This is a genomic window from Humiphilus diazotrophicus (genome assembly GCF_059726315.1).
Map to the genome: position 1 here is coordinate 422,205 of NZ_AP040870.1, position 21,079 is coordinate 443,283.

At 49.8% G+C, this 21,079-nt stretch carries 19 protein-coding genes and 2 riboswitches; of the genes, 9 read left to right on the forward strand and 10 right to left on the reverse strand.

Annotated elements, in window-relative coordinates:
* Window positions 1-6: 6 nt before the first annotated feature.
* A riboswitch (cobalamin riboswitch) is annotated at window positions 7-178 on the reverse strand.
* A gap of 21 nt (window positions 179-199) precedes the next feature.
* The 3 genes from AC6I7T_RS03535 to cobU are packed head-to-tail and all read right to left on the reverse strand — an operon-like array spanning window position 200 to window position 2,978.
* On the reverse strand, window positions 200-1,075 hold the full coding sequence (locus AC6I7T_RS03535) for an ABC transporter substrate-binding protein (protein WP_497791922.1): 876 nt from the start codon (window positions 1,073-1,075) through the stop codon (window positions 200-202).
* The gene (locus AC6I7T_RS03540; RefSeq protein ID WP_497791923.1) at window positions 1,072-2,436 is read right to left on the reverse strand and encodes a cobyrinic acid a,c-diamide synthase CobB; all 1,365 of its coding nucleotides are present in this window, start codon (window positions 2,434-2,436) and stop codon (window positions 1,072-1,074) included. The genes AC6I7T_RS03535 and AC6I7T_RS03540 overlap by 4 nt, the downstream gene beginning before the upstream one ends.
* Window positions 2,433-2,978 carry a bifunctional adenosylcobinamide kinase/adenosylcobinamide-phosphate guanylyltransferase gene (cobU, locus tag AC6I7T_RS03545; protein ID WP_497791924.1) on the reverse strand — a complete coding sequence of 182 codons (546 nt, stop codon included), beginning with the start codon at window positions 2,976-2,978 and terminating at the stop codon, window positions 2,433-2,435. The genes AC6I7T_RS03540 and cobU overlap by 4 nt, the downstream gene beginning before the upstream one ends.
* Window positions 2,979-3,095: 117 nt before the next feature.
* Window positions 3,096-3,273: riboswitch (cobalamin riboswitch) on the reverse strand.
* Between the two features lie 145 nt (window positions 3,274-3,418).
* Between cobU and AC6I7T_RS03550 the strand changes: the two genes are divergently transcribed.
* The 9 genes from AC6I7T_RS03550 to AC6I7T_RS03590 all read left to right on the forward strand — a co-directional run bounded on the left by AC6I7T_RS03550 (window position 3,419) and on the right by AC6I7T_RS03590 (window position 12,593).
* A complete protein-coding gene (locus AC6I7T_RS03550; RefSeq protein ID WP_497791925.1) occupies window positions 3,419-3,967 on the forward strand; it encodes a glutathione peroxidase in 549 nt (182 codons plus the stop codon).
* 683 nt (window positions 3,968-4,650) lie between these two features.
* On the forward strand, window positions 4,651-5,679 hold the full coding sequence (gene coxB / locus AC6I7T_RS03555) for a cytochrome c oxidase subunit II (RefSeq protein ID WP_497791926.1): 1,029 nt from the start codon (window positions 4,651-4,653) through the stop codon (window positions 5,677-5,679).
* Window positions 5,680-5,709: 30 nt separating this feature from the next.
* A complete protein-coding gene (ctaD, locus tag AC6I7T_RS03560; protein ID WP_497791927.1) occupies window positions 5,710-7,413 on the forward strand; it encodes a cytochrome c oxidase subunit I in 1,704 nt (567 codons plus the stop codon).
* 19 nt (window positions 7,414-7,432) lie between these two features.
* Window positions 7,433-8,029, forward strand: coding sequence for a cytochrome c oxidase subunit 3 (locus AC6I7T_RS03565; protein ID WP_497791928.1), 597 nt, complete (start codon window positions 7,433-7,435; stop codon window positions 8,027-8,029).
* Window positions 8,030-8,049: 20 nt separating this feature from the next.
* Entirely contained in the window at window positions 8,050-8,913 is an 864-nt protein-coding gene (locus AC6I7T_RS03570) for a hypothetical protein (protein WP_497791929.1), read from the forward strand.
* A complete protein-coding gene (locus AC6I7T_RS03575) occupies window positions 8,910-9,653 on the forward strand; it encodes a c-type cytochrome (RefSeq protein WP_497791930.1) in 744 nt (247 codons plus the stop codon). The genes AC6I7T_RS03570 and AC6I7T_RS03575 overlap by 4 nt, the downstream gene beginning before the upstream one ends.
* On the forward strand, window positions 9,653-10,258 hold the full coding sequence (locus AC6I7T_RS03580; RefSeq protein ID WP_497791931.1) for a QcrA and Rieske domain-containing protein: 606 nt from the start codon (window positions 9,653-9,655) through the stop codon (window positions 10,256-10,258). Before AC6I7T_RS03575 ends, AC6I7T_RS03580 begins: the two co-directional genes overlap by 1 nt.
* The gene (locus AC6I7T_RS03585) at window positions 10,225-11,724 is read left to right on the forward strand and encodes a cytochrome b N-terminal domain-containing protein (protein ID WP_497791932.1); all 1,500 of its coding nucleotides are present in this window, start codon (window positions 10,225-10,227) and stop codon (window positions 11,722-11,724) included. The genes AC6I7T_RS03580 and AC6I7T_RS03585 overlap by 34 nt, the downstream gene beginning before the upstream one ends.
* Window positions 11,724-12,593 carry a cytochrome c oxidase assembly protein gene (locus tag AC6I7T_RS03590; RefSeq protein WP_497791933.1) on the forward strand — a complete coding sequence of 290 codons (870 nt, stop codon included), beginning with the start codon at window positions 11,724-11,726 and terminating at the stop codon, window positions 12,591-12,593. The genes AC6I7T_RS03585 and AC6I7T_RS03590 overlap by 1 nt, the downstream gene beginning before the upstream one ends.
* Before the next feature lie 54 nt (window positions 12,594-12,647).
* On the opposite strand, the gene AC6I7T_RS03595 is transcribed toward AC6I7T_RS03590, so the two are convergent.
* The 7 genes from AC6I7T_RS03595 to cysD all read right to left on the reverse strand — a co-directional run bounded on the left by AC6I7T_RS03595 (window position 12,648) and on the right by cysD (window position 20,524).
* Window positions 12,648-14,144, reverse strand: a complete 1,497-nt coding sequence (locus AC6I7T_RS03595) for a rhamnogalacturonan acetylesterase (protein ID WP_497791934.1) — start codon at window positions 14,142-14,144, stop codon at window positions 12,648-12,650.
* Window positions 14,145-14,242: 98 nt separating this feature from the next.
* A complete protein-coding gene (locus tag AC6I7T_RS03600; RefSeq protein WP_497791935.1) occupies window positions 14,243-14,458 on the reverse strand; it encodes a KTSC domain-containing protein in 216 nt (71 codons plus the stop codon).
* Between the two features lie 122 nt (window positions 14,459-14,580).
* On the reverse strand, window positions 14,581-16,257 hold the full coding sequence (locus tag AC6I7T_RS03605; protein WP_497791936.1) for a DUF362 domain-containing protein: 1,677 nt from the start codon (window positions 16,255-16,257) through the stop codon (window positions 14,581-14,583).
* 116 nt (window positions 16,258-16,373) lie between these two features.
* Window positions 16,374-17,189: a sulfite exporter TauE/SafE family protein gene (locus AC6I7T_RS03610; RefSeq protein WP_497791937.1), complete on the reverse strand. Its 816-nt coding sequence runs from the start codon at window positions 17,187-17,189 to the stop codon at window positions 16,374-16,376.
* A gap of 39 nt (window positions 17,190-17,228) precedes the next feature.
* Window positions 17,229-17,915 (reverse strand): phosphoadenylyl-sulfate reductase, encoded by a 687-nt coding sequence (locus AC6I7T_RS03615; RefSeq protein WP_497791938.1) that lies wholly within the window; start codon window positions 17,913-17,915, stop codon window positions 17,229-17,231.
* Window positions 17,912-19,588, reverse strand: a complete 1,677-nt coding sequence (cysN, locus tag AC6I7T_RS03620) for a sulfate adenylyltransferase subunit CysN (protein WP_497791939.1) — start codon at window positions 19,586-19,588, stop codon at window positions 17,912-17,914. The genes AC6I7T_RS03615 and cysN overlap by 4 nt, the downstream gene beginning before the upstream one ends.
* Window positions 19,589-20,524, reverse strand: a complete 936-nt coding sequence (gene cysD, locus AC6I7T_RS03625; protein WP_497791940.1) for a sulfate adenylyltransferase subunit CysD — start codon at window positions 20,522-20,524, stop codon at window positions 19,589-19,591.
* Between the last annotated feature and the right edge of the window lie 555 nt (window positions 20,525-21,079).

The window sequence follows — 21,079 nt, forward strand, 5'->3', positions numbered from 1 at the left end:
GTCCCCTCGGAACTCTTTCACAGGACCGGTCTCCTGACTTCGCGCCTCATCGGGTTCAACCGCCTTCCCGGAATGCATCTTCCAGTGGCATGATGGATGAACTCTAAGCGCTTACAGTTACTGGGGTAGTGGCGGATTCGCACCGCTCTTCCCGAACATCCTGATGGTTAGTTGTTAATGGTTATAGATTGCAAACTTCTTACAATCCAGGATGAAACTGTTTTGCTAAATCCTCCAATGCGTCAAACGCAATCGGACTGGGAAGGTCGATGCGTTCATCTATCCAATAAATCTTTCCTTCACGAATTGCACGTAAAGTCCTCCAGCCTGGATGGTTGGTCAATTGCTGGACTGACATTTTCCCGCTACGGACAAGAAGTAATGCATCCGGATTACGGGCAATCACGGCTTCCAGGCTGATATGAGGCCAAGGCAGAGCAACGTCATCTGTCACGGACTTGGCCCCTGCTATTTCAATCATCCCGGTAATATAATCATCTCTTCCGATCGTAACTATCGGATCATGCCAGATAGGCATAAACACGCGAATCTTTGGCTTACCTGATACGCGTGCACGAATTGCCTTTTCTCTCGCCTTCAATCTCGCAATGAGACTTGCAGCCTCACCTTCGCGATGAATTGCTTTTCCGACATCGCTTATTGAAAGATAGATCCCATCCAGGCTGCGAGGATTCACCATAAAGATGGGAATGCCATACTGCTCAATAGGCCGGAGATGTTCCAGCTGATTAATCTCGCCCACAGCCAGAATCAGGTCTGGATGTAAAGAGATGATTTTCTCAATCGAAGGACTGAGCGGAGAACCAACGCTTGGTCGCTTGGCTGCTTCAGCAGGATATTTGGTGTAGTCACTTACAGCTACCACATCGCCACCCGCTCCAAGCTCGAAAACATCGTCTACAACACTCGGCGCCAGGCAGATAAGCCGGTGAGGGTGATCTGGAACAACGACTGTCCGGCCAAGTTCGTCGGTCAACTTACGAGAAGCCACCGCTGGCAGTACTGCGCCAAGCAATAGAAACGCTATCAGAGCTCTTATCAATTGCACTCTCATGCAAACCGCCTTGCATGCTCGACAAAGCTCTCTGCAATCGACGGATTCGACAGGAAATGAAGGTGAAGGTAGCTACCAAGCACACCGCTATTCCGATAGCCTTCACTCTCCTGCTTACCGGAAAGCGTATAGCTAACACGATAGACGGAGGAAACCTCTTTCGTTGCTGAACACCGTGAATAATGGAAACTATGCCCTCTGGTAATAGTTCCCTTTCGTCCCAGGATGCAATCTTCAGTTAATTCCAATTGCGCGTAACCAAAACGCATGAGACGATCCGTCATCTCAACCTGTAGAGGCAACACCCCTGCCAGCCGGAAGCACTTGCCATCAAGTGTTTTCAAACTTTCGGCCAAATACATCATTCCGCCACACTCGCCATAAATGGGATAACCCTCTGCAGCAAAGTACCTGAAAGCGGAAAGCATGGAAGAATTGTTGGCCAAAGCTTCTGCATAAAGCTCGGGATACCCTCCGCCGAGGTACAACGCACTCAGGTTGGGAGGTAAATTAGAGTCCGTCAGAGGGCTAAACGGTACAATTTCCGCGCCCATCTCGCGCAAACAATCTAAATTGTCCTGATAATAAAAAGAGAAGGACTGGTCCTGAGCAACGCCGATGCGAACCACTTTCGGTTTGCTAATACGGACAGATCTGTTTTCCGGAAGCTTTGGCCTTGAACAAGAGGCCGATCTTGCCAGTAAGTCAAGATTGATATGCTTCAACGCAAAGCCAGCCAGCTCTTCGCGCCTTTGCTGCCAGCCGTCAAACTCTTCCGCAGTATGCAATCCAAGATGTCTCTCCGGAATGCATATCGAAGGCTCTTTGGGTAACCAACCTAAAATAGGTACATCACACGTGGCACGAATTGCCGTCTCTAGCAACCGAAAATGATTCTCACCCGCAACCTGATTCAGAATTACTCCAGCAAAACGGAGCGAAGGATCAAAGGTCAGAAAGCCTTTTACTACAGCGGCAATGCTTCTTCCACTTCTCGATGCATCCACAACCAAAACGATGGGAATATTCAGAAGCTTTGCTATTTCTGCGGCACTTCCTTGTTCTGAACCGCCACTTACGCCATCGAAGAGTCCCATTACGCCTTCGACAATTGCCACATCAGCGTCGCAAACGGCTTTAGCATAGAGCTCTCGATTCGTATCGTGTGAGAGCATCCAGCTATCGAGATTTCGCGAATGGCGATTGCAGATCCTGGAGTGATGCCCCGTGTCGAGAAAATCAGGACCACACTTGAACGCCTGAACAACTAATTTCTTCTGATAAAAAGCGGACATTAATGAAAGAGCGACAGTCGTCTTCCCCACTCCGCTTGCGGCGCCGGCAACAAGAAAGGCAATCACGCCTCCACCTTCCCCTTCAGCACCAGAGGAAGACCGGCCACCATTAGCACAACATTGTCAGCCAGGGCAGCAATACGCTGATTGATCTCTCCAAGGAGATCGCGATATCTACGTCCCGAGGGATACTCTGGAACAACACCACTGCCCACCTCATTTGAAACCAGAACAATGGTTGACCTGCTGGCAGAAATGGCTTTACAGAAAGCATCTGCACGGCTTTGCAGATTATCGCCATTGGCTTCCGCATCCAAAAGATTTGCCGCAAAAATCGTCAGGCAATCGATGAGCACCAGCCCATACTCTCCATCGATCTGATTAAGAACCGAATCAAGCTTTACCGGCTCCTCGATTGTTTGCCAGGATGCAGGGCGTTCCTGCCTGTGGCGCGCGATCTTCGCATTCATCTCGTCATCGGTGTATTGCGCTGTAGCAATAAAGGCAACGGAGTCTGCACGCGTCGCCAAATGCTGCGCGAAGCGGCTCTTTCCGCTACGAACACCACCAAGCACGAGAGTTACCGATTTTCGGTACGTCTCTTGCATATTTCCTCTGCGGTGAGCATTAGAGCCCAATGCCGCGGGATCATCAAATAGCAGGCGCTTCGAGTACGGTATTGACCGACAAGAACGCTTTCCAACTCTCCCATCGAAGCTGGATCAAGCCTGGATTGGCATCTGGCCGGTCTCCTGACTTACGCTTCCTCAAACAACGAACACCTTCCCAGGATCGCTCCCAGTGGCTGCATCTCTGCCTGTTCGTGTTCTCCGCGCTCACAGTTACGGGGTAGTGGCGGATTTGCACCGCGCTTCCCTGAACACCAGATAATTCTTTATAACCAATCGGCAGGGCCGGGTCAACCGATTCATTTTCGGCAAACCGTTGGCCTTTCATGCGTTGTTGCCATTCCTTGCGGTAGACTCATCTGGCACACAATGCGATCCAGTGGTCAAAGGTCGATTGAGGCAATGAGGAGATGAATCAGATGAGCGTCTATGAAGTTCCCCTAAAACGCATCGATGGCACGGATGCTTCGTTGAACGAATACAAAGGAAAGGTTTTGCTGGTTGTTAATGTCGCGTCAAAATGCGGGTTGACTCCTCAATACGATGGCCTTGAGAAGCTCTACCAAAACTATCGCGACCGGGGTTTAGTGGTTATTGGATTTCCTGCAAACAACTTCAAAGAGCAAGAACCGGGAAGCAACGAGGAGATTCAAACCTTCTGCCGAATGAACTACAGCATAGACTTCCCTCTCTTTGAAAAAATCTCTGTAGTTGGAGAATCAAAGCATCCGCTCTACCGGCTGCTTACAACAATGCAGCCAAAGGCAATCAGCACCTCGGGTGATGCCTTTAAAGAAAAGCTAAAAGGACACGGGATCGATCCGAACCCGGAGCCTGAAGTCCTTTGGAATTTCGAGAAATTTATTGTGAATCGCGGTGGCGATGTTGTGGCACGTTTCAGCCCCGACACAAAGCCGGACGATCCAGCTCTTATTCGGCTCATTGAAGACGAACTGGAAAAACAATAGCTGCTCTCAATGCAACGGCCCTGATATGCTCCGAGACTCAGGGCCGAACATTGACTCCGCTTCTCTGAGAAAACAGCAAACCCCTTGTAACACCGATATTCGGCTCTATATTTCACAATTCCACACAAACACAACAGAAAATCGCGAGCCGATGGAACCTGCTTACGATACCCAGCATCTTTACAATTGAAGACATTCTTGTTTTCGCATCTCCTTGCTGGGAACAGGCTTATGATGTGGTACATTCAATCTAGAGCTGAGCGCGGAGGCGATGTTCTTGCACCTTGCAGAACATTTGAAGGCGCATATACAAATTGAAACACTTTCCCCTTTTTCATAGCTCTGGCTTCAGGGTGCACGCGTGTAACTGAGAGCCAACAATTTATCGATTCTTAAGTACTTAGCCAAAGCTCCACTAGAGGAGCGCCGACAACTAACACCCAAAACAATTCAGATCGCAAAGGGCTTGGGACAAAGCGCCTCGTGGATGAAATGTTGTCTATTGCCGTTATTCGAAAACAATAGACATCTCTTCTCGCCTCTACGGGCATCTAAAAACGCCTTTTGGGACTGTGCTGTTCTTAGCTGATGAACTATTCGAACAAGCAGACCGTCAGGCTACTGCTTCGGATTAAAGACCATCCCAACGTTGGTGTAACTGGATTGGATAAGTGACTGATAGAGTGCAAAATCATAGATTTTTGCGGCACACTCTGCTTGTGCTGTCAGGTCTTGGCCTGTGTCAAAAACAGGTCTTCGCCCAGTCGCCTAATACCAACATCTTTTCCCCCGCCTCTACACCGGCAAGCTTGATCCACGGCTTGGGATTATTTGTCCTGGCTATCACGACCGGAATATTTCTTGTTGTTGCAACTCTGCTCGTTACGGCAATTATTCGCTTCCGTGCACGCAAGGATGAGGCACTCGAACCACCTCAAGTGTTTGGCAGCACGCAAATTGAGCTTTCCTGGACAATCATTCCCATCCTCATCATCGTTGTGTTGTTTCTGACTACAGCAAGAATGATCTTTGCAATTCAGGATGCGCCCAAGCCCGCCTCTGCCCTTGACGTAATCGTTATTGGACACCAATTTTGGTGGGAGTTTCGTTACCCAGCGCTCGGTATCGTTACAGCCAACGAATTACATGTCCCCTTAAGCAGCACTTCATCGCCAAAACCAACTTTCTTCAAATTGACATCAGCGGACGTAATTCATAGCTTCTGGATTCCAAATCTGGCAGGGAAAATCGATCTTATTCCTAACAGAGTCAATGAATTATGGATCGATCCTCAACGTGTTGGTTTATACAAGGGCCAATGCGCTCAGTTTTGCGGTCCTGAGCATGCTCTGATGTTGTTGCGGGTTTATGTAGATACACCTGAGCAGTTTCAGGCCTGGGTGCAGAGTCAGAAGAAATCCGCCGTCGAAGATACAGCTGCTGCTGAAGGACGAAAAGTTTTCGAGACGCAATCGTGCATCAACTGCCATGCGGTATCCGGAACCGTTGCAAATGGACGCTATGGACCGGACCTGACGCATCTGATGAGCCGGGACACCCTAGCTTCCGGAGCCGTCGATAATACGCCCCAAAATCTGAAGAAGTGGATCGCGGATCCAAACATCTTTAAGCCGGGCTGCTTAATGCCTGCGATGCAACTGTCGGATAAGCAGCTCGATGAAATTACCGCATATTTGGCAACACTAAAGTAACGCAACTGCACAGAGATAATGAGGTCGAAGATGGCAGATTCCAGCCTCCCGATACAAGGCGGAATGGGTGGGGCAATCGATGTCACCAAACCCCATGGTTTTGGCGGGACAGCGCTTGAAATCGTTCACGACTGGATTGTTACGGTCGATCATAAGAAGATCGGTATTCTCTATATCGCCTACTCTTTGATCTTCCTCCTGGTTGCAGGACTGGAAGCCATCTTTATCCGCATCCAACTTTTTGTTCCACACAATCACTTCGTTTCGCCGATGACCTTTAATCGGCTATTCACCATGCATGGAACGACGATGGTCTTTCTCGTGGGAATGCCGATCTTATTTGGATTTGGAAACTACCTGATCCCGCTCATGATCGGCGCACGAGATATGGCCTTTCCACGCCTGAATGCCTTTAGCTTTTGGCTGAGCGCCTTTTCGGGCATTCTTCTCTATTACAGTTTTATCGGCGGCGTTGGACTTTCAGGAACAGGAAGTGCTCCTGATGTCGGATGGTTTGCTTACGCTCCACTTACGGAACGCGCCTTTTCTCCCGGGCATACGGTCGATTATTGGACCATCTCTGTCCTCTTGAATGGTTTCGGAAGTATCGGAACAGCGATCAATATCATCGCCACGGTATTCTCAATGCGATGCAAAGGAATGACCTTAGCACGCATGCCGCTTCTTGCCTGGCTTTATCTAACCGTCTCATCACTCGTACTGGTCACCATAAGTCCGCTAACTGCCGCACAGATCATGCTCCTGATTGACAGGTATCTAGGTGGACACTTTTTCGACACTCAGGCTGGAGGATCCGCAATTATCTGGGTCCACTTCTTCTGGATCTTTGGTCATCCCGAAGTTTATGTTCTAGTCTTGCCGGCCTTCGCTTTTGCAAACGAGATTATTCCTGTCTTCTCCCGAAAAGCTATCTTTGGATATTCTGCGATGGCAACAGCCTCCGTGGGCATCGCTTTCATCAGTCTCGGCGTATGGGCGCACCACATGTTCACGGTGGGAATGACATCGGTCTCAAATGCTTTCTTCACCCTGTCGACGATGTTAGTTTCGATTCCAACCGGAATTAAGATTTTCAACTGGCTGGCAACAATGTGGGGTGGGAAGATCCGCTTTGCTTCCCCAATGTTGTTTTCAGCTGCATTCCTACTGCAGTTTCTTATTGCGGGATTGACAGGAATTATCCTTGCCGTCTCACCCTTCGACTGGCAACTGCACAATTCATACTTTCTTGTTGCCCACTTCCACTACGTTCTCGTCGGAGCAATTGTCTTCATGATCTTTGCTGCCATGTACTATTGGTACCCAAAGATGACTGGACGCATGCTGGACGAACGCCTGGCTAAGTGGCACTTCTGGCTATTTCTGATCGGATTCCATATCACCTTTGACGTTATGCATATTCCAGGAATCCTGGGAATGCCAAGACAGATATTCACCTACGAAGCAGATCGTGGATGGACACTTTTAAACCAGATCATCTCCTTCGGAGCAGTCTTTCAGGCCGCAGGCGTGCTGGTACTCGTCTTTAACCTGGTCAACTCTTATTTCCGGAGAAAAGAGGCAGGACCGGATCCATGGGATGCGTGGACATTGGAATGGTCTACCAGCTCGCCTCCGCCTGCCTACAACTTCGCTACCGACCCCGTGGTGGCAAGCAGAAGACCGCTTTGGGATATAAAGCATCCCGAAGACAAAGATGCCGACTTTGAATAAAGCACAAGGCTAATTTTCGATGAGCACTATCCCCCAGCACCAGAGTTATCAGGCACAACATTGGGAGCCACCCTCGCGCGGTAAAGTTGCGATGTACTCGCTGATCGTTGCCGAGACAGCAATCTTTACCATCTTTGTGGTCGCCTATATCTACAACATCGGGAAGAGCACCTTTGGGCCGACACCTAGAGAGGTTCTTGAGGTCCCGATCTTCTATACAATCTGTTTACTCTCAAGCAGCTTCTTTATCTGGCTAGCAGAGCATGCGTTTGCACACAAGAAGTTGCGCTCTTTCACTCTGTGGTGGGCAGTCACTTTCCTGCTGGGAACCATCTTTCTGGTCGGTACCGGAATCGAGTGGCACAAGCTCATTTACGAAGATGGACTCTCAATTAATACAAACCTATTCGGAACAACTTACTACTCGCTGGTAGGACTGCATGCCACCCACGTGGTCATTGGCTTGATCATGATTTTTATTGTCCTGGCCTTTGCAATGACCGGACATTTGAGTCCTAAGCATTCGGAACGAATAGAAATTCTCAGCCTTTATTGGCACTTTGTCGATGCCGTTTGGGTTGTGGTCTTTACCGTGGTTTACATAATCGGCCGCTAAGCTGGAAGGTGAAAAGAGATATGGCAGGCGAACACGAAAGCACGGAGACGACGAAGGGCACAATACACCTGCCGGCGCCCACAGCATGGCCTATCCTCTTGGCCGCCGGCATTGTTCTGTTCTTCGCTGCACTGGTAACCAATACCGGGATCGGCATTTTGGGAGCCATCCTCACCGTCGTCTCGTGCATTGGATGGTTCCGGCAGGTGCTGCCTCATGAGCATCACGAATTACTCGATGTGGAACTACAGCCCATCGAAATCGCGACTACGCGAACTGGTGTAGCGAGAATTCAAGTCGATGAAACCCATCGGGCTCAACTGCCTCTTGAGACCTACCCTATTTCATCGGGCATTAAGGGAGGTATTGCCGGTGGTATCGCAATGATCATCCCGGCTGAGATCTACGGGCTTCTAGAATTCCATAGCCTCTGGTACAGCATTAACCTGTTAGGTGGAGCCGGCGTTGCCGGATGGCTAAATCCATCAGACCAGGAGATCGCCGCATTTCATCTAAGCGCATTGGTAACAGCTACAGTTATCCATACCATTACCTCCCTCCTGGTGGGATTGCTTTATGGAGCGATGCTGCCCATTTGGCCAAAGCGTCCGATCTTGCTTGGTGGCATTATTGCCCCAATCATTTGGACCGGGCTCCTGCACAACATCCTGGGGATCGTAAATCCTTTCCTGGACCAGAAAATCTCGTGGTGGTGGTTTGCAGCTTCACAGGCATTCTTTGGACTGGTTGCAGGCATTACTGTTGCGAAGCTCGGAAAGATCAAGCGCTTTCGGCAGGCACCACTCTCCGTTCGTCTGGGCCTGGAAACTCCAGGACTCCATCCCGAGGAGCGAGAACAAAGCAGGAAGGACGATAGGCAATGAAAGTTCGCTTGCTTCTTGGCTTTGCTCCAATCATCCTTGGCATTGCAACCGGTTGCAATCACCTCCCCGGACGTCCCGGATCGGAGGTAGAAGTTCCCCGCCCCGAATCTATTACATCTTTTGAAACGCTCTATCAGCAGAACTGCGCAGGATGCCACGGCGCAAAAGGACAGATGGGAGCGGCAACAAATCTGGCGAATCCTGTTTACCAGGCACTCATAGACGACACATCCTTACGAAGCATTATTGACAAAGGACAGCCAGGGACATTGATGCCTGGTTTTGGCAAGAGGGCAGGCGGATTCCTGACTGAGCAGCAGATCGATCTGTTAGTACGAGGAATGAGAACAAATTGGACAAAGGGAAATGCACCGCAAGGGATAACAACGCCACCTTATAAATCTGATAAGCCCGGCAATCCGGAACACGGCCAGAAGGTCTATCTGAGCGTATGTGCACAATGCCATGGAGTACAGCAAAAGCCTGGTAAAGCGGGGCCTGTACTTGACGGGAGCTTTTTAGCCCTGATATCGGACCAAACCATTCGCACGACAGTAATTGCAGGAAGGCCAGATCTGGGCATGCCGGATTGGCGCTCGTTGGTCAAGGGACAGCCTTTAACCAGCGAGGAAATAGACGACGTAGTCGCCTGGGTCATTGACCAGAGACCAAAGCGTCCAGGACAGCCATACCCGCAGCAACCGGGTGAGAGTGCAGCTGGAAAGACAGGAGAACGATAATGGACGAAAAACTGCCAGCCCCAAGCCCTGAGCAGCAGCAAACACAGCTGCACGAGGAGCATGTGACTCGTCGCACTTTTCTGATGAGGGTGGGCTTTGCTCTAAATGGATTTGTGGCCGTGCTTATTGCCACACCGGTTGTACGCTACTTGGTCGGCCCGTTACGGAAGAAAGATGCATATCACTCCTGGGTTCAACTCGGCGATGCCAGCAGCTTTCGAGAAGGCGAAACTGCGTTAATTACATATCGCAATCCCTTCTCCAACTCCTGGGACGGAGAAACAGCCAATGTGGCAGCTTACGTCCGTAAGGAAGGCGGAGATAAATTCACCGTCTTCGCAATCAACTGCGCTCATTTGGGATGCCCAGTCCGCTGGTTTTCCGAATCGCAGCTCTTTATGTGCCCGTGTCATGGAGGAGTTTACTACGCTGACGGTTCGCGCGCATCTGGTCCACCGGAGCGCGGACTCTTTACCTATGACACCAAGATTGAAGGCGGCAAACTGATGATTAATGCTGGCCAACTTCCAACCCTTTCGAATCGAGCACAACTGATCCAAGAGATCTCCCCATGCGCTGGTACAAACAAATCTACGATTGGCTAGAACGCCGCGTTCAGCTTGAAGGCCCCATTAAAGAGGCCGCCCTGCACCCCGTGCCGAAGAGCACAGCTAGCTGGTGGTACGTCTTTGGAAGCGCCAGCTTCGTCCTGCTGCTATTACAGATTGTCACTGGCATCCTGCTAGCTATCGTTTACGTACCTTCAGGAAGCGAGGCATGGAACAGTCTTCAGGTACTCAATCAGCAATTGCCCTTGGGCTGGTTCCTGAGAGCGATGCATGGCTGGGGCTCCAACTTCATGGTTGCCGTAGTGCTGATTCACATGGCACAGGTGTTCTTGTTCGGAGCCTATAAGTTCCCGCGCGAACTAACATGGATTGTCGGCGTCTTTCTCCTGTTCCTGACACTAGGGATGGCTTTCTCCGGACAGGTTCTGCGCTTCGATCAAGACGCCTATTGGGGCCTTGGAATTGGAGCTTCGATCATGGGGCGCGTACCGGTAATCGGAGGACAGCTTGTACACCTCCTGCTCGGTGGTCCTATCATTGCAGGATCTACGCTCTCCCGCTTCTTTGCGCTACATGTATTTGTTCTTCCAGGAACGTTGTTGCTTCTGGCGATGCTACATGTCTGGATGGTTTTAAAGCTTGGCGTAAATGAATGGCCAATGCCCGGACGCATTGTTCGTCGCGAAACCTACATAAAGGAATACAACGAACTCTCGCATACACATGGAATACCTTTTGTTCCAGGAGCCTTTTGGAAAGATCTGTTCTTCTCCGCCGGTATTCTTTTTGCGGTAGCGTTCTGCGCAGCTGTTTTCGGACCTTATGGCCCCACCGGAGTTCCGGATCCTACGATTATCCAGACCGTACCGAAACCCGATTTCTTCTTTCTATGGATTTATACGCTGCTCTCCTTCCTTCCCCCGGAGATGGAGACACCCTTCTTGCTCGTTGCTCCAGTTATCGCCGTTGCGATCCTGATTGGCTTGCCTTTCGTAGCGGGAGTCGGAGAAAAGAGCTGGCATCGTCGTCCTGTGGCAGTATTTACTATCATGTTTGTAGCAATCACCTGGGCCGTACTCACGCATCTGGCTACCTACACCCCATGGAGTCCCAAGATGGATGCCTGGAGTGGAGCACCTGTTCCTGAAAACTTCATCCGTAATTCCACACCTCTAATTCGGCAGGGAGCCAACGTATTTCAGGCCAAGCAGTGCCGTAATTGCCATGCACTCGGAGGAGTTGGAGGAGAACGCGGGCCAGCATTGGATGATGTGGCTACCCGGCTTACGGAAGATCAGATGATCCGGCAGGTGATTCTGGGAGGCGGCAATATGCCTGCATATGGGAAAAACCTCTCTCCGCCGGAGGTGACCGCGTTAGTGAAATTCTTGAGAACGCTTCATCCTCTGCATCAGCCTGCAGCCAATGATCCATCCCGCAGTCTTGCTGAGACAGGAACGGACTCAAACACCACCTCAGCAGAGCACGGAAAGAAAGAATAATGACTGCAGAAGTTCCAATTGACGACATCGCTACAGCTTGGTCGTGCCCTCCCTGGCCACTCGCAGCAATGCTTCTTACAGGAGGGCTGTACCTGCGAGGATGGTTGCGCATCCGGCATCGTCGTTCACAGGAGCTTCCTGGCTGGCGGGCAATAGCATTCTTCGGCGGATTGGCAGTTCTATGGCTGGCAATTGCTTCGCCTATCGACGAGTTGGATGATGTCCTGCTCGTCGCACATATGACGCAGCACCTAATACTGATGTCTGTTGCACCGCCGTTGTTGGTGCTCGGAGCCCCAACCGTACCGATACTGCATGGATTGCCACGGATTCTGATCCGTCGAGGATTAAGTCATCTGCTGAAGCGTCGCTGGTTCCATGGCTTTACCAGATTCCTGAGCCATCCGGCATTTGGTTGGCTCAGTATGAATATCGCCTATCTTGGGTGGCATGTTCCTGCCGCATATGAGCTGACACTCCGCTCTGAGCCCTGGCATAATTTTGAGCACATCTGCTTTCTACTGACTTCGATCGCCTTCTGGTGGACGGTAATTCAACCATGGCCAAGCCGTAGTCCTTGGTCCCGCTGGGCTGTTATTCCCTATCTCGTTACCGCAGATCTTGTGAATACTGGGATATCTGCATTTCTTACCTTTTGTGGGCGCGTGGTGTATCCGAGCTATGCAGAGGCTCCTCGAGTATCCAGCCTAAGTGCACTGAACGATCAGATTGCAGCTGGTGCAGAAATGTGGGTGCTCGGCTCAACTATTTTTCTTATTACGGCCATGGTTATTTTGCACCAGCTCTTCTCTTCAGACCGCCGTCGTAGAACGATAAAACGTAGATCACTTGAAAAAGCAGCAGTGTAATTACAGCCTTGGGATTGGCGCGAGAATCACCTCGAAAGCGACTCTCGCATATGTTTACTTTGCAGATGTAGCCGCCGAGGAAGTTACTGAGGTGCTACTTGTTGCCTCAGCCTTCGCCGGAGCTCCTTTTACATCGGGACCAAGCTCTACACAGCTACGAATCAAGGTATCGGCAACCATGCGGCCAAAGACCTCCGAACCCCGAGAATTCAGATGCGTTCTGTCAGGCCCTTTTCCCTTTGCGTCCGGATGCGTTGCTGCATTGAAGAGATCTGCTTGTTCCTGTGTCATCGTTTCCAGCAACTTGACGCTTGAGGTATTTAGATCAATTACAGGCGCCTTTTCCTCTTCAGCGACTTTCTTAGCAGCATCTGCATAAGCCTTTAGATCGATAACAAGCTTGCCATCTTTATAATTACGGCGTGACAGCGAAGTCACGATCACGGGTCTGACTCCGATTGCTCGCGCCTCTTCCACATAACGACGCATATTGGCTGCATATGTGGTGTTGGGATCGGTTTCTCGTTCCGGTCCTTTGCCTGGCATGTCATTGTGCCCAAATTGAATGAGGATGTAATCAGGATGAAGCTTCAAGGCCTCTGCCCACACGCCCTCGTCATAATAGCTTTTTGAACTACGACCGTTCCGTGCCAGGTTGAGGCACTCTACATTCGGGGTCACCAAAGCACAAAAACCGGGGCCCCAGCCCCCGCCATTGTTAACTGTCGAGTCTCCTACCAGGACAATGCGAACGGGAGTCCCATTCAGAATGGCCATACTCTTTTCGCCTTCCGGTGGCAAAGGAGCAGCTTGCGGCTTAACATAATGAGCCAGCGAAGGAACAGCCTTTCCCATATCTACGGCCACTATCCGTCCAAAAACATAAGAGCCCTTGTAGTTCAGGTGCGTCTTGTCCGGAATTGTTTTTCCCTGCTCGTCCTTTTTGGTAATACCCAGAGCATTTCCTTGTACTTCAGTCAGCGTATTTAAATATGCAATGCTGTCAGCCTGTAGATCGATCAAGGGGACATTCTCTTCTTTCGCAACCTTCTTCATGGCGGCAGAATGAGCGAGCAAATCCGAATGGATCTTTCCATCACTACCGTAATAGCGTCGTGTAAGCGGTGTAACCAGAATCGGTTTAATACCAGACAATCGAGCTTCTTCAATATACCGCTTCAAATTCTGCGGATACTCGGTCTGCAGATTTGTCTGCCGCTCCAGATGTTCCGGAGTCTCCATATCATTGTGCCCGAATTGAATGAGCATGTAATCGGGTTTAACTTCAAGAGCTTTGGACCACAGCCCTTGTTGTTCACGATAGGTCTTGGTACTCGCTCCCCCTTTTGCCTTATTGATGCACGCTACCTCCGGCTGCAGATTGGCGCAGAAACCCAAGCCATATCCGGCATTATTAGTCTGTGTGGAGTCGCCCACCAGCATGATCTTGATCGTCTTTACCGACTCAGCTGCAGAGTGGGAGGAGATCTGAGCATAGCCAATGCAACTCGATAGAGCCGCAAAGAGGGCAAAACAAAAGGTCCGATTCATTCGATTCTTCCTTGCCGGAAGTGTACTTCACTGGTCAGACCAATGGATAGAGCGGTCTCAAGATGAGAGATGCTAACTCAAGTCGTTCACGACTCGCCCTACAAGACTCTATAACGGTAGCCCTGCCTCTTAAATTGTTGGTTGAGATAAGTACCTTTTGAATCTGCATTTAGAAATGCATGGTATTCCTCGGCAGGAACATCGAAATATCGATAGACTTCACCATCTTGGCGAAACTCGATATCTAGAATTTTTCGATGAGCATCATAGCCCATGCTCGCAATGGTCGTAGATTGAATCGACTGCCTTCGCACATCTTATTAGGAAACCAATCCAGCCGTGAGCGTTGACCAGATACGGCCTTAGAATGCGAATGCATGAGAGCCCCGACCTCATGCATTCACCATCTAAACAATTCAACCTATTCCAATAAGCTTCAATTCAGCTTTTCGTAAACCAGCTCGATTCCCCTCCCGCGCTTTGGATCTTTGTTCCGCGAATATTGACGAGAAGCATCGCTGTCCCAATGCTCAAAAACTCCTAAGCTGGCGACAGGACTACCTCCCTGCCGATACAAAGTTCCTGATGGTGCATGCTCCGGAATCGCTTCTTCCTGCAAATAGTCATCAGCGTTTTCACGAATCAGAATTCTCGGATGATGGTTCTCATCCTCATTGTTCTTGGATTGCGAATACAGGATATCGAGTCCGACAGAATCGAGAGCCACACCATCTAGAGATCCAAGGATACTCGATGGCCAATCAGAGTTCTCGTAAGGTATTACTCGATTGCTAAATGGAGGGTTCGGAAAATGCAGTGGATACGACTGATGACGGCGTCCACAGTACAGTCCATCGAGCAGATAAAGAATCGTCTTGGCACCTAGATTAGGAGAGGCCGCTAGATCCACCATGGGAGAATACGCGTGAGGAGTCCCCTTACGGCTGGTATTGATGATTTCGTGCAACTCTGAGGTACCCTTTATCGAACCGAAATGGTTCTTTCCTGTGAGAGTAACCGCTGTTTGACCTTCATCTCCTCCCTCGTGACTCGCATAAGGATAGGAGTGGGCCTTAAGCAAAGCTGCATTCACAATGTACGTTGCCTCAAAGATCTGCTTTGGAATCAGCTTGGCGTTGTGATAATCGTTAGCTGAATAAGTCACACCTTCAACCCACGTTGCTGCTTCCAGACCATGATGATCTCCATAAGCAGGATTCACAGGTTGTCTAGGATCGGCAGGATCCTGCTGTACAAACCTCACGTCCTTGAACTCGGACCAGATTTTGGTCAGGATAGCCGGATAGATATCACGGCGGGCATCGTACACAATAATGTTCTTTTCAGGCACGTGTGCCTCGCGCACGAGTTGGCGAACAATGGCCAGAGCTACCTGCGGCGAAGTATTAACAATATTTCCCGTACCACTCACAGTGCTGTTGTTGAGATTGATCTTTACGGCAACGACTTCGCCAGGTTGATAGCCTCTTTTCTTAAGTCCTCGCGCTCTTTGGTTGTAGTACTCAAAGATAGTCTTCCACGATGCCTCATCCGTACTCGCACCTGTGAGTTTACGTAAGATCGTCGATACCATCGCGTCGACACGAACCTGATCGGTATTCGAATCCATCCACCACTGATCCGTCGACGATTCGATATGACCACTCCACTTTGCAGCCCGAGAGTCATGCGCCCAAACTACGCGCCCTGGGAACACTCCACGCGCAACGCCGATTGGAACATTTCGTTGCTGCGGCGCATAGTTGAAATGGCTTGCAATGTCGGCTGCCGAACTACTATATGAGCGAGTGATCCAAAAACCGAAAGCTGCAATCGCTGCAACCGCTGTAGCAGTCGCAAGCCAGCGATAGCGATCCAGAAGACGGGTCTTACGCAATCCAGCAAATATGCCTGTTACTGATCCCACAACCCAAAGCACAAAGCTACTGGCTAAAGGAAACGCTGCACGTTGACATGGATAAGAGGCACGACTCGGCTTTGGAATAACCCGAATCAAAAACCACAGAAGTGCACCAAATCCGAGAATCGTACCAACTACACGGGTACGTCGCTTGACACAAAATATGCCAGTTTTCAGGCCATTCTTATCCATTCCACGCTCCATACGACGACAAGGGCTGAAATCACCGCTCATTTGCCCTTAACGTTGTATGAAATCAACTATGTATGGAATCTGAATGTGCCTATCGTCACAAAAGCAAAATCTTCTTAATTGTTTTTGTTTGGAGCCGCAGGAAGATGGGTCGCAATGCCTACGTTGGGAGCAATAAACGTAGATTTGGCGGCTTGATAGCAAAACTGGATGCCGATTACCAGGAGCCACAATGACAATGCCAAACGAAGCTTTCTGTTGGGCAGACGCGGAGCCAAGGTGCTACCCACAATGGCGCCAATCACCCCACCGGAAATCAACTTCAGCAAAAGAGCTGCGTCGTAATTGCCTCCCAAAATATGGACACCGCTGCCAACGAGGGACAAAACAAAACCTGCAGCCAAATCTGTTCCAACTACCTGCGCAGCACTCAAAGACGTCAAACCAAGCAGAAGAATGGTCCCTAAAGCTCCAGCACCCGAAGAAGAAAAACCAACCTCAGCTCCGATAGGAAACATTAGTGCGGCGACCCAGGAGGGGCGATTCCGTATCTCTGCTCGATCGACAGAAGGACGGAAATAACGATAGACGTGAAGCGCTGAAGAGAGAACGATGATGAACCCCAACGCGGCATATAGAAACGCCTGTCCACCCTGTAACGCAACCCGGCGAAATAGCAATGAGCCTAGCACTACCCCGGGAATACCACCCAAGAGCATGATACCCACAATTTTGTAGTTCACCTGCCGACGCCAGATCTGAACCGGAACAACGATGAGCTTTACCAATGTCGCATAGGCCAAAGCTGTTCCTACGCACACCGATACAGGAACATGTAGGAATAAAAGCAGAAGAGGAGCCGTAATGGTTCCTGCACCAACACCAGTAATAGCAATTACAACAGCAATTAGAAAACCAAGTACGACTTCCATATCGCCTGCTTTCAATCAGGTACTAACGCTGAATTTTGATCAGGCCGGCTGAATATGAATTCCGCATTCCAGCTTTTGCCCTGACCAGCGACCCGAACGAGGATCATTCGGATCAGAGGGAAGACTCGTACAGGGGCGACAACCAATGCTCGAATAGCCCTTGTCGTACAAAGGCAAAAGAGGAATATCGAAGCGTGCCGCGCTGTGCCAGACATCGCGCGTGGTCCAAAAAGCCAAGGGGCTTACTTTTTCTATAGTCTTGCCGCTAGGCAACTTAAAGGTATCTACTGCCTGTAACTCCGCACGGCTCCTTGATTGCTCACGACGTAGTCCTGTAAACCACAAATCATATGGCTCCAAAGAAGCAAACAGGGGCTGAACCTTCCGCAATCCGCAGCAACGATCCGGTGCCGATTGATAAAGAATTCCAAACTGAGACTCCTGCTCGGTTACCGTCTGTGAAGGTTGGACATTTATCAGGTTCAGATTCCATCCCTTGGCCATTCGATCCCGGTAAAGGTAAACCTCGTCGAAGTGATAGCCCGTATCCAGGAACAGGACAGGAATATCAGGAAGAACATTTCGTACTGTATGCAAAACCACCATGTCTTCAGCCTGGAAGCTGCAAGTGAGAACAGGTGCTGCAAATTGCCGGCAGCGTTCATTCACCAGATTTTTGAGTGCCTCAATCTTCTCTTCCAATGAAAGCTCGACCACCGTGCTCATACTTCCCTCCCGTTCTTTCCCGTTCCACTCTCTACAAGAATGCTTTGAACCAGCTCATCCATCTGATCCGGGCCTTGCGGGATGTGCTCCCAAATTACTTTGGACTGGCTGGCATCAAGTTTCCCGAGGGCTGCATGACTTGTCGTATGCGATGCCACAAGTACCACCGCATTAATCTTCAGGAGCTCAATCCAAAACTGTTGATTCTCGACCGAAGTTCTAACTACCGGTGCACCTGCATCGATAAGTCGTTTTTCGAGGTTGTTAAGAGACTCAGACAAAGCCGAACCGGCAACAATCAATACTCCGGAGAAGGACTGAGATTCTTCAAAGAAGTTATCACTGGCGAGAAAGGACTCATGAATCATTCCGGCAGCTACCGTCGCATGATGATCAGGATCAACCAGGATGAAACTGCCCGTATTTCTATTCTCGCTATACGGATCGACAAATAGAGCATGGCTGGTCTCTATCACCACGCTGCCAATCTCGTTCATTTGCAAGCGATCAACCGCAACGGTTTCGAAATTGTTGATATCTACACGATGATCAATGGCTTTAATCCTTGCCTTGATAGTTCGTGTTGTGTGTTTCAGTAGGTAAGTCCTAGAAGGATTGAGGGCTTCAGCATTCATCCATACCAAAGAAGCCCTGAGGCTGCGCGCAGGTTGCGGAGCTGCTTCGACTGAGACCAACATGTCACCACGACTGACATCAAATTCCTGATCCAGGGAAACGGTGACGGAAAGGGGAGCTGAAGCCTCGGATAACTCTCCATCAAACGTGGTGATCGACTTCACATTGCTGATATTTCCGGAAGGAAGGAGCCGCACCGGATCTCCTACCCGAATACTTCCAGAAGCGATCTGACCGGCAAAACCGCGGAAATCCTGATTCGGACGAATGACATACTGCACCGGAAGCCGAAAACCCGCTTTGGGAGACTGCACCGCCGCCGGAACAGTTTCCAGATATTCGAGAAGGCTGGGACCCTCATACCATGGAGTTCGCTCGCTTCTCGTAACTACATTGTCTCCGTCCAAAGCACTTACAGGGATGCTAAGCAACTCAGGGATATTTAGACTGGCGGCCAAAGCCTCAAGATCACGTACATGACGCTGGAATACTTCTTCCGAAAAATCAACCAAGTCCATCTTGTTGATAGCTGCAACTACACGAGGAATCCCCAATAAAGACGCGATATATGCATGACGCTTCGATTGAGGAAGAATTCCCTTCCGAGCGTCAATAAGAATAATCGCCAGATCTGCAGTTGAAGCTCCTGTCGCCATGTTCCGGGTATATTGCTCGTGTCCCGGAGTATCCGCGATGATAAACTTTCGCTTGCTGGTCGAAAAGTACCGATAGGCGACATCGATGGTGATGCCTTGTTCACGCTCAGCACGAAGCCCATCGGTTAACTGTGCGAAATCAATCGAGGGAGAAGAATTGTTCCCTTGCTGCCTTGTAACGGCTCGCACATGATCTTCATATACATTGTGGGAATCGTAGAGTAACCGTCCGATCAGCGTTGATTTACCATCGTCGACACTACCCGCAGTTGAGAAACGTAGAAGGTCTTTCCTGTGCTCAGCAGCAAGAAATTCTTCTATCGAAAAATCATTGGAGCTTAAGGAAAAATCGAGAGCCGTTTCCGCCAAAACTTCAGACATTTAGAAATACCCCTCACGTTTCTTAAGTTCCATGGAACCTTCCTGATCGTGGTCAATAATTCTGTTGGCACGCTCCGAGGAACGGAAAGAGATTAGTTCCGCAATAATCTTCGGCACGGTATCGGCATCGGAAGGAATGGCCCCAGTGCAAGGACTGCATCCTAAAGAGCGCAAACGGCACTTAACCCATTGTTCTTCACCCGGAAGACCTTTTACGAACGGCTGTTCCAGAGGAATCAAGCTATCGCCACGCACTAACATCTTTCGTTCTTTGGCGAAATACAGGGGAACGATAGGGATCTTTTCTAAATGGATGTAGTGCCAGACATCCAACTCAGTCCAATTCGATAAAGGAAAGACTCGAATGCTTTCGCCCTGCCCAATACGACTGTTATAAAGGTTCCATAATTCAGGGCGCTGATTCTTCGGGTCCCACTGCCCAGCCTTGTCTCGGAAAGAAAAAATCCTTTCCTTAGCACGTGACTTCTCTTCATCACGACGAGCACCGCCGAAAGCCGCATCGAATCCGTGGTCCTTCAATGCATCCAATAGTGCTTGAGTTTTAAGGAGACCGCAGCAACGCTGAGTTCCTAACTTGATTGGATTTGCTCCCGCCGACAGAGCATCTTCATTTCTCCAAACAATCAGCTTTACTCCCAGCTCCCGCGTATAAGAATCGCGGAACTCCAGCATCTCATGGAACTTATAACCGGTATCGACATGCAGAAGAGGAAACGGAATTGGGCCAGGATAGAAGGCCTTCTGTGCAAGACGGAGCATCACAGAGGAGTCCTTGCCAATGGAATAAAGCATAACGGGCTTGGCAAACTCTGCGACAACCTCGCGCAGGATATGAATGCTCTCCGCCTCTAAAAGCCGAAGATGACTGAACGTCCGATCAGATAAGGGATGATCAAGTTCCTGAGTTGCTAACATTTTTGCCTGTTTTGCTAAAGCTGGTTATAGAAATAGCCCGAAAATACGAAAGCCCACGACCAAGTTCCTGGTGTGGGCTGAGACTGAAGACTCTTGATATAAAAATCTTAGATCAGACTATTCAAGGCTCCCATACCCACAGTGCTCCGCACACATCGCACAACAACAGCGACATGCCGTACAACAACCGAGGATGGAAAAGCTCGAAATCATTCCCAACTAGAATCCCTGATTTCCCTCGGCCTGTCAACCTATTTCGGGAGAACTGACTCATTCCAAAGGAAGCTCAATGATCTCCGAGCCATGCTGACGCCGGCGCCCGATCAACGGTGCTGAGACTCGAAGGTCCAATATAAGAGAAGGATGCCGAGAACTATCTCACGACTCAGATTTTCAGGTATTTACAGATAGCGATGAAGAGTGGGCGATGCCATCTATCCGAAAATGGATTTCCCACAATAGGAAGTTATTTTTAAATTTTCAAAATTCCAGACGAACATCTTTTTACCAATCGCATCCCACTTCACAAGAAAAGGACACAGCCAAGCAACTGGT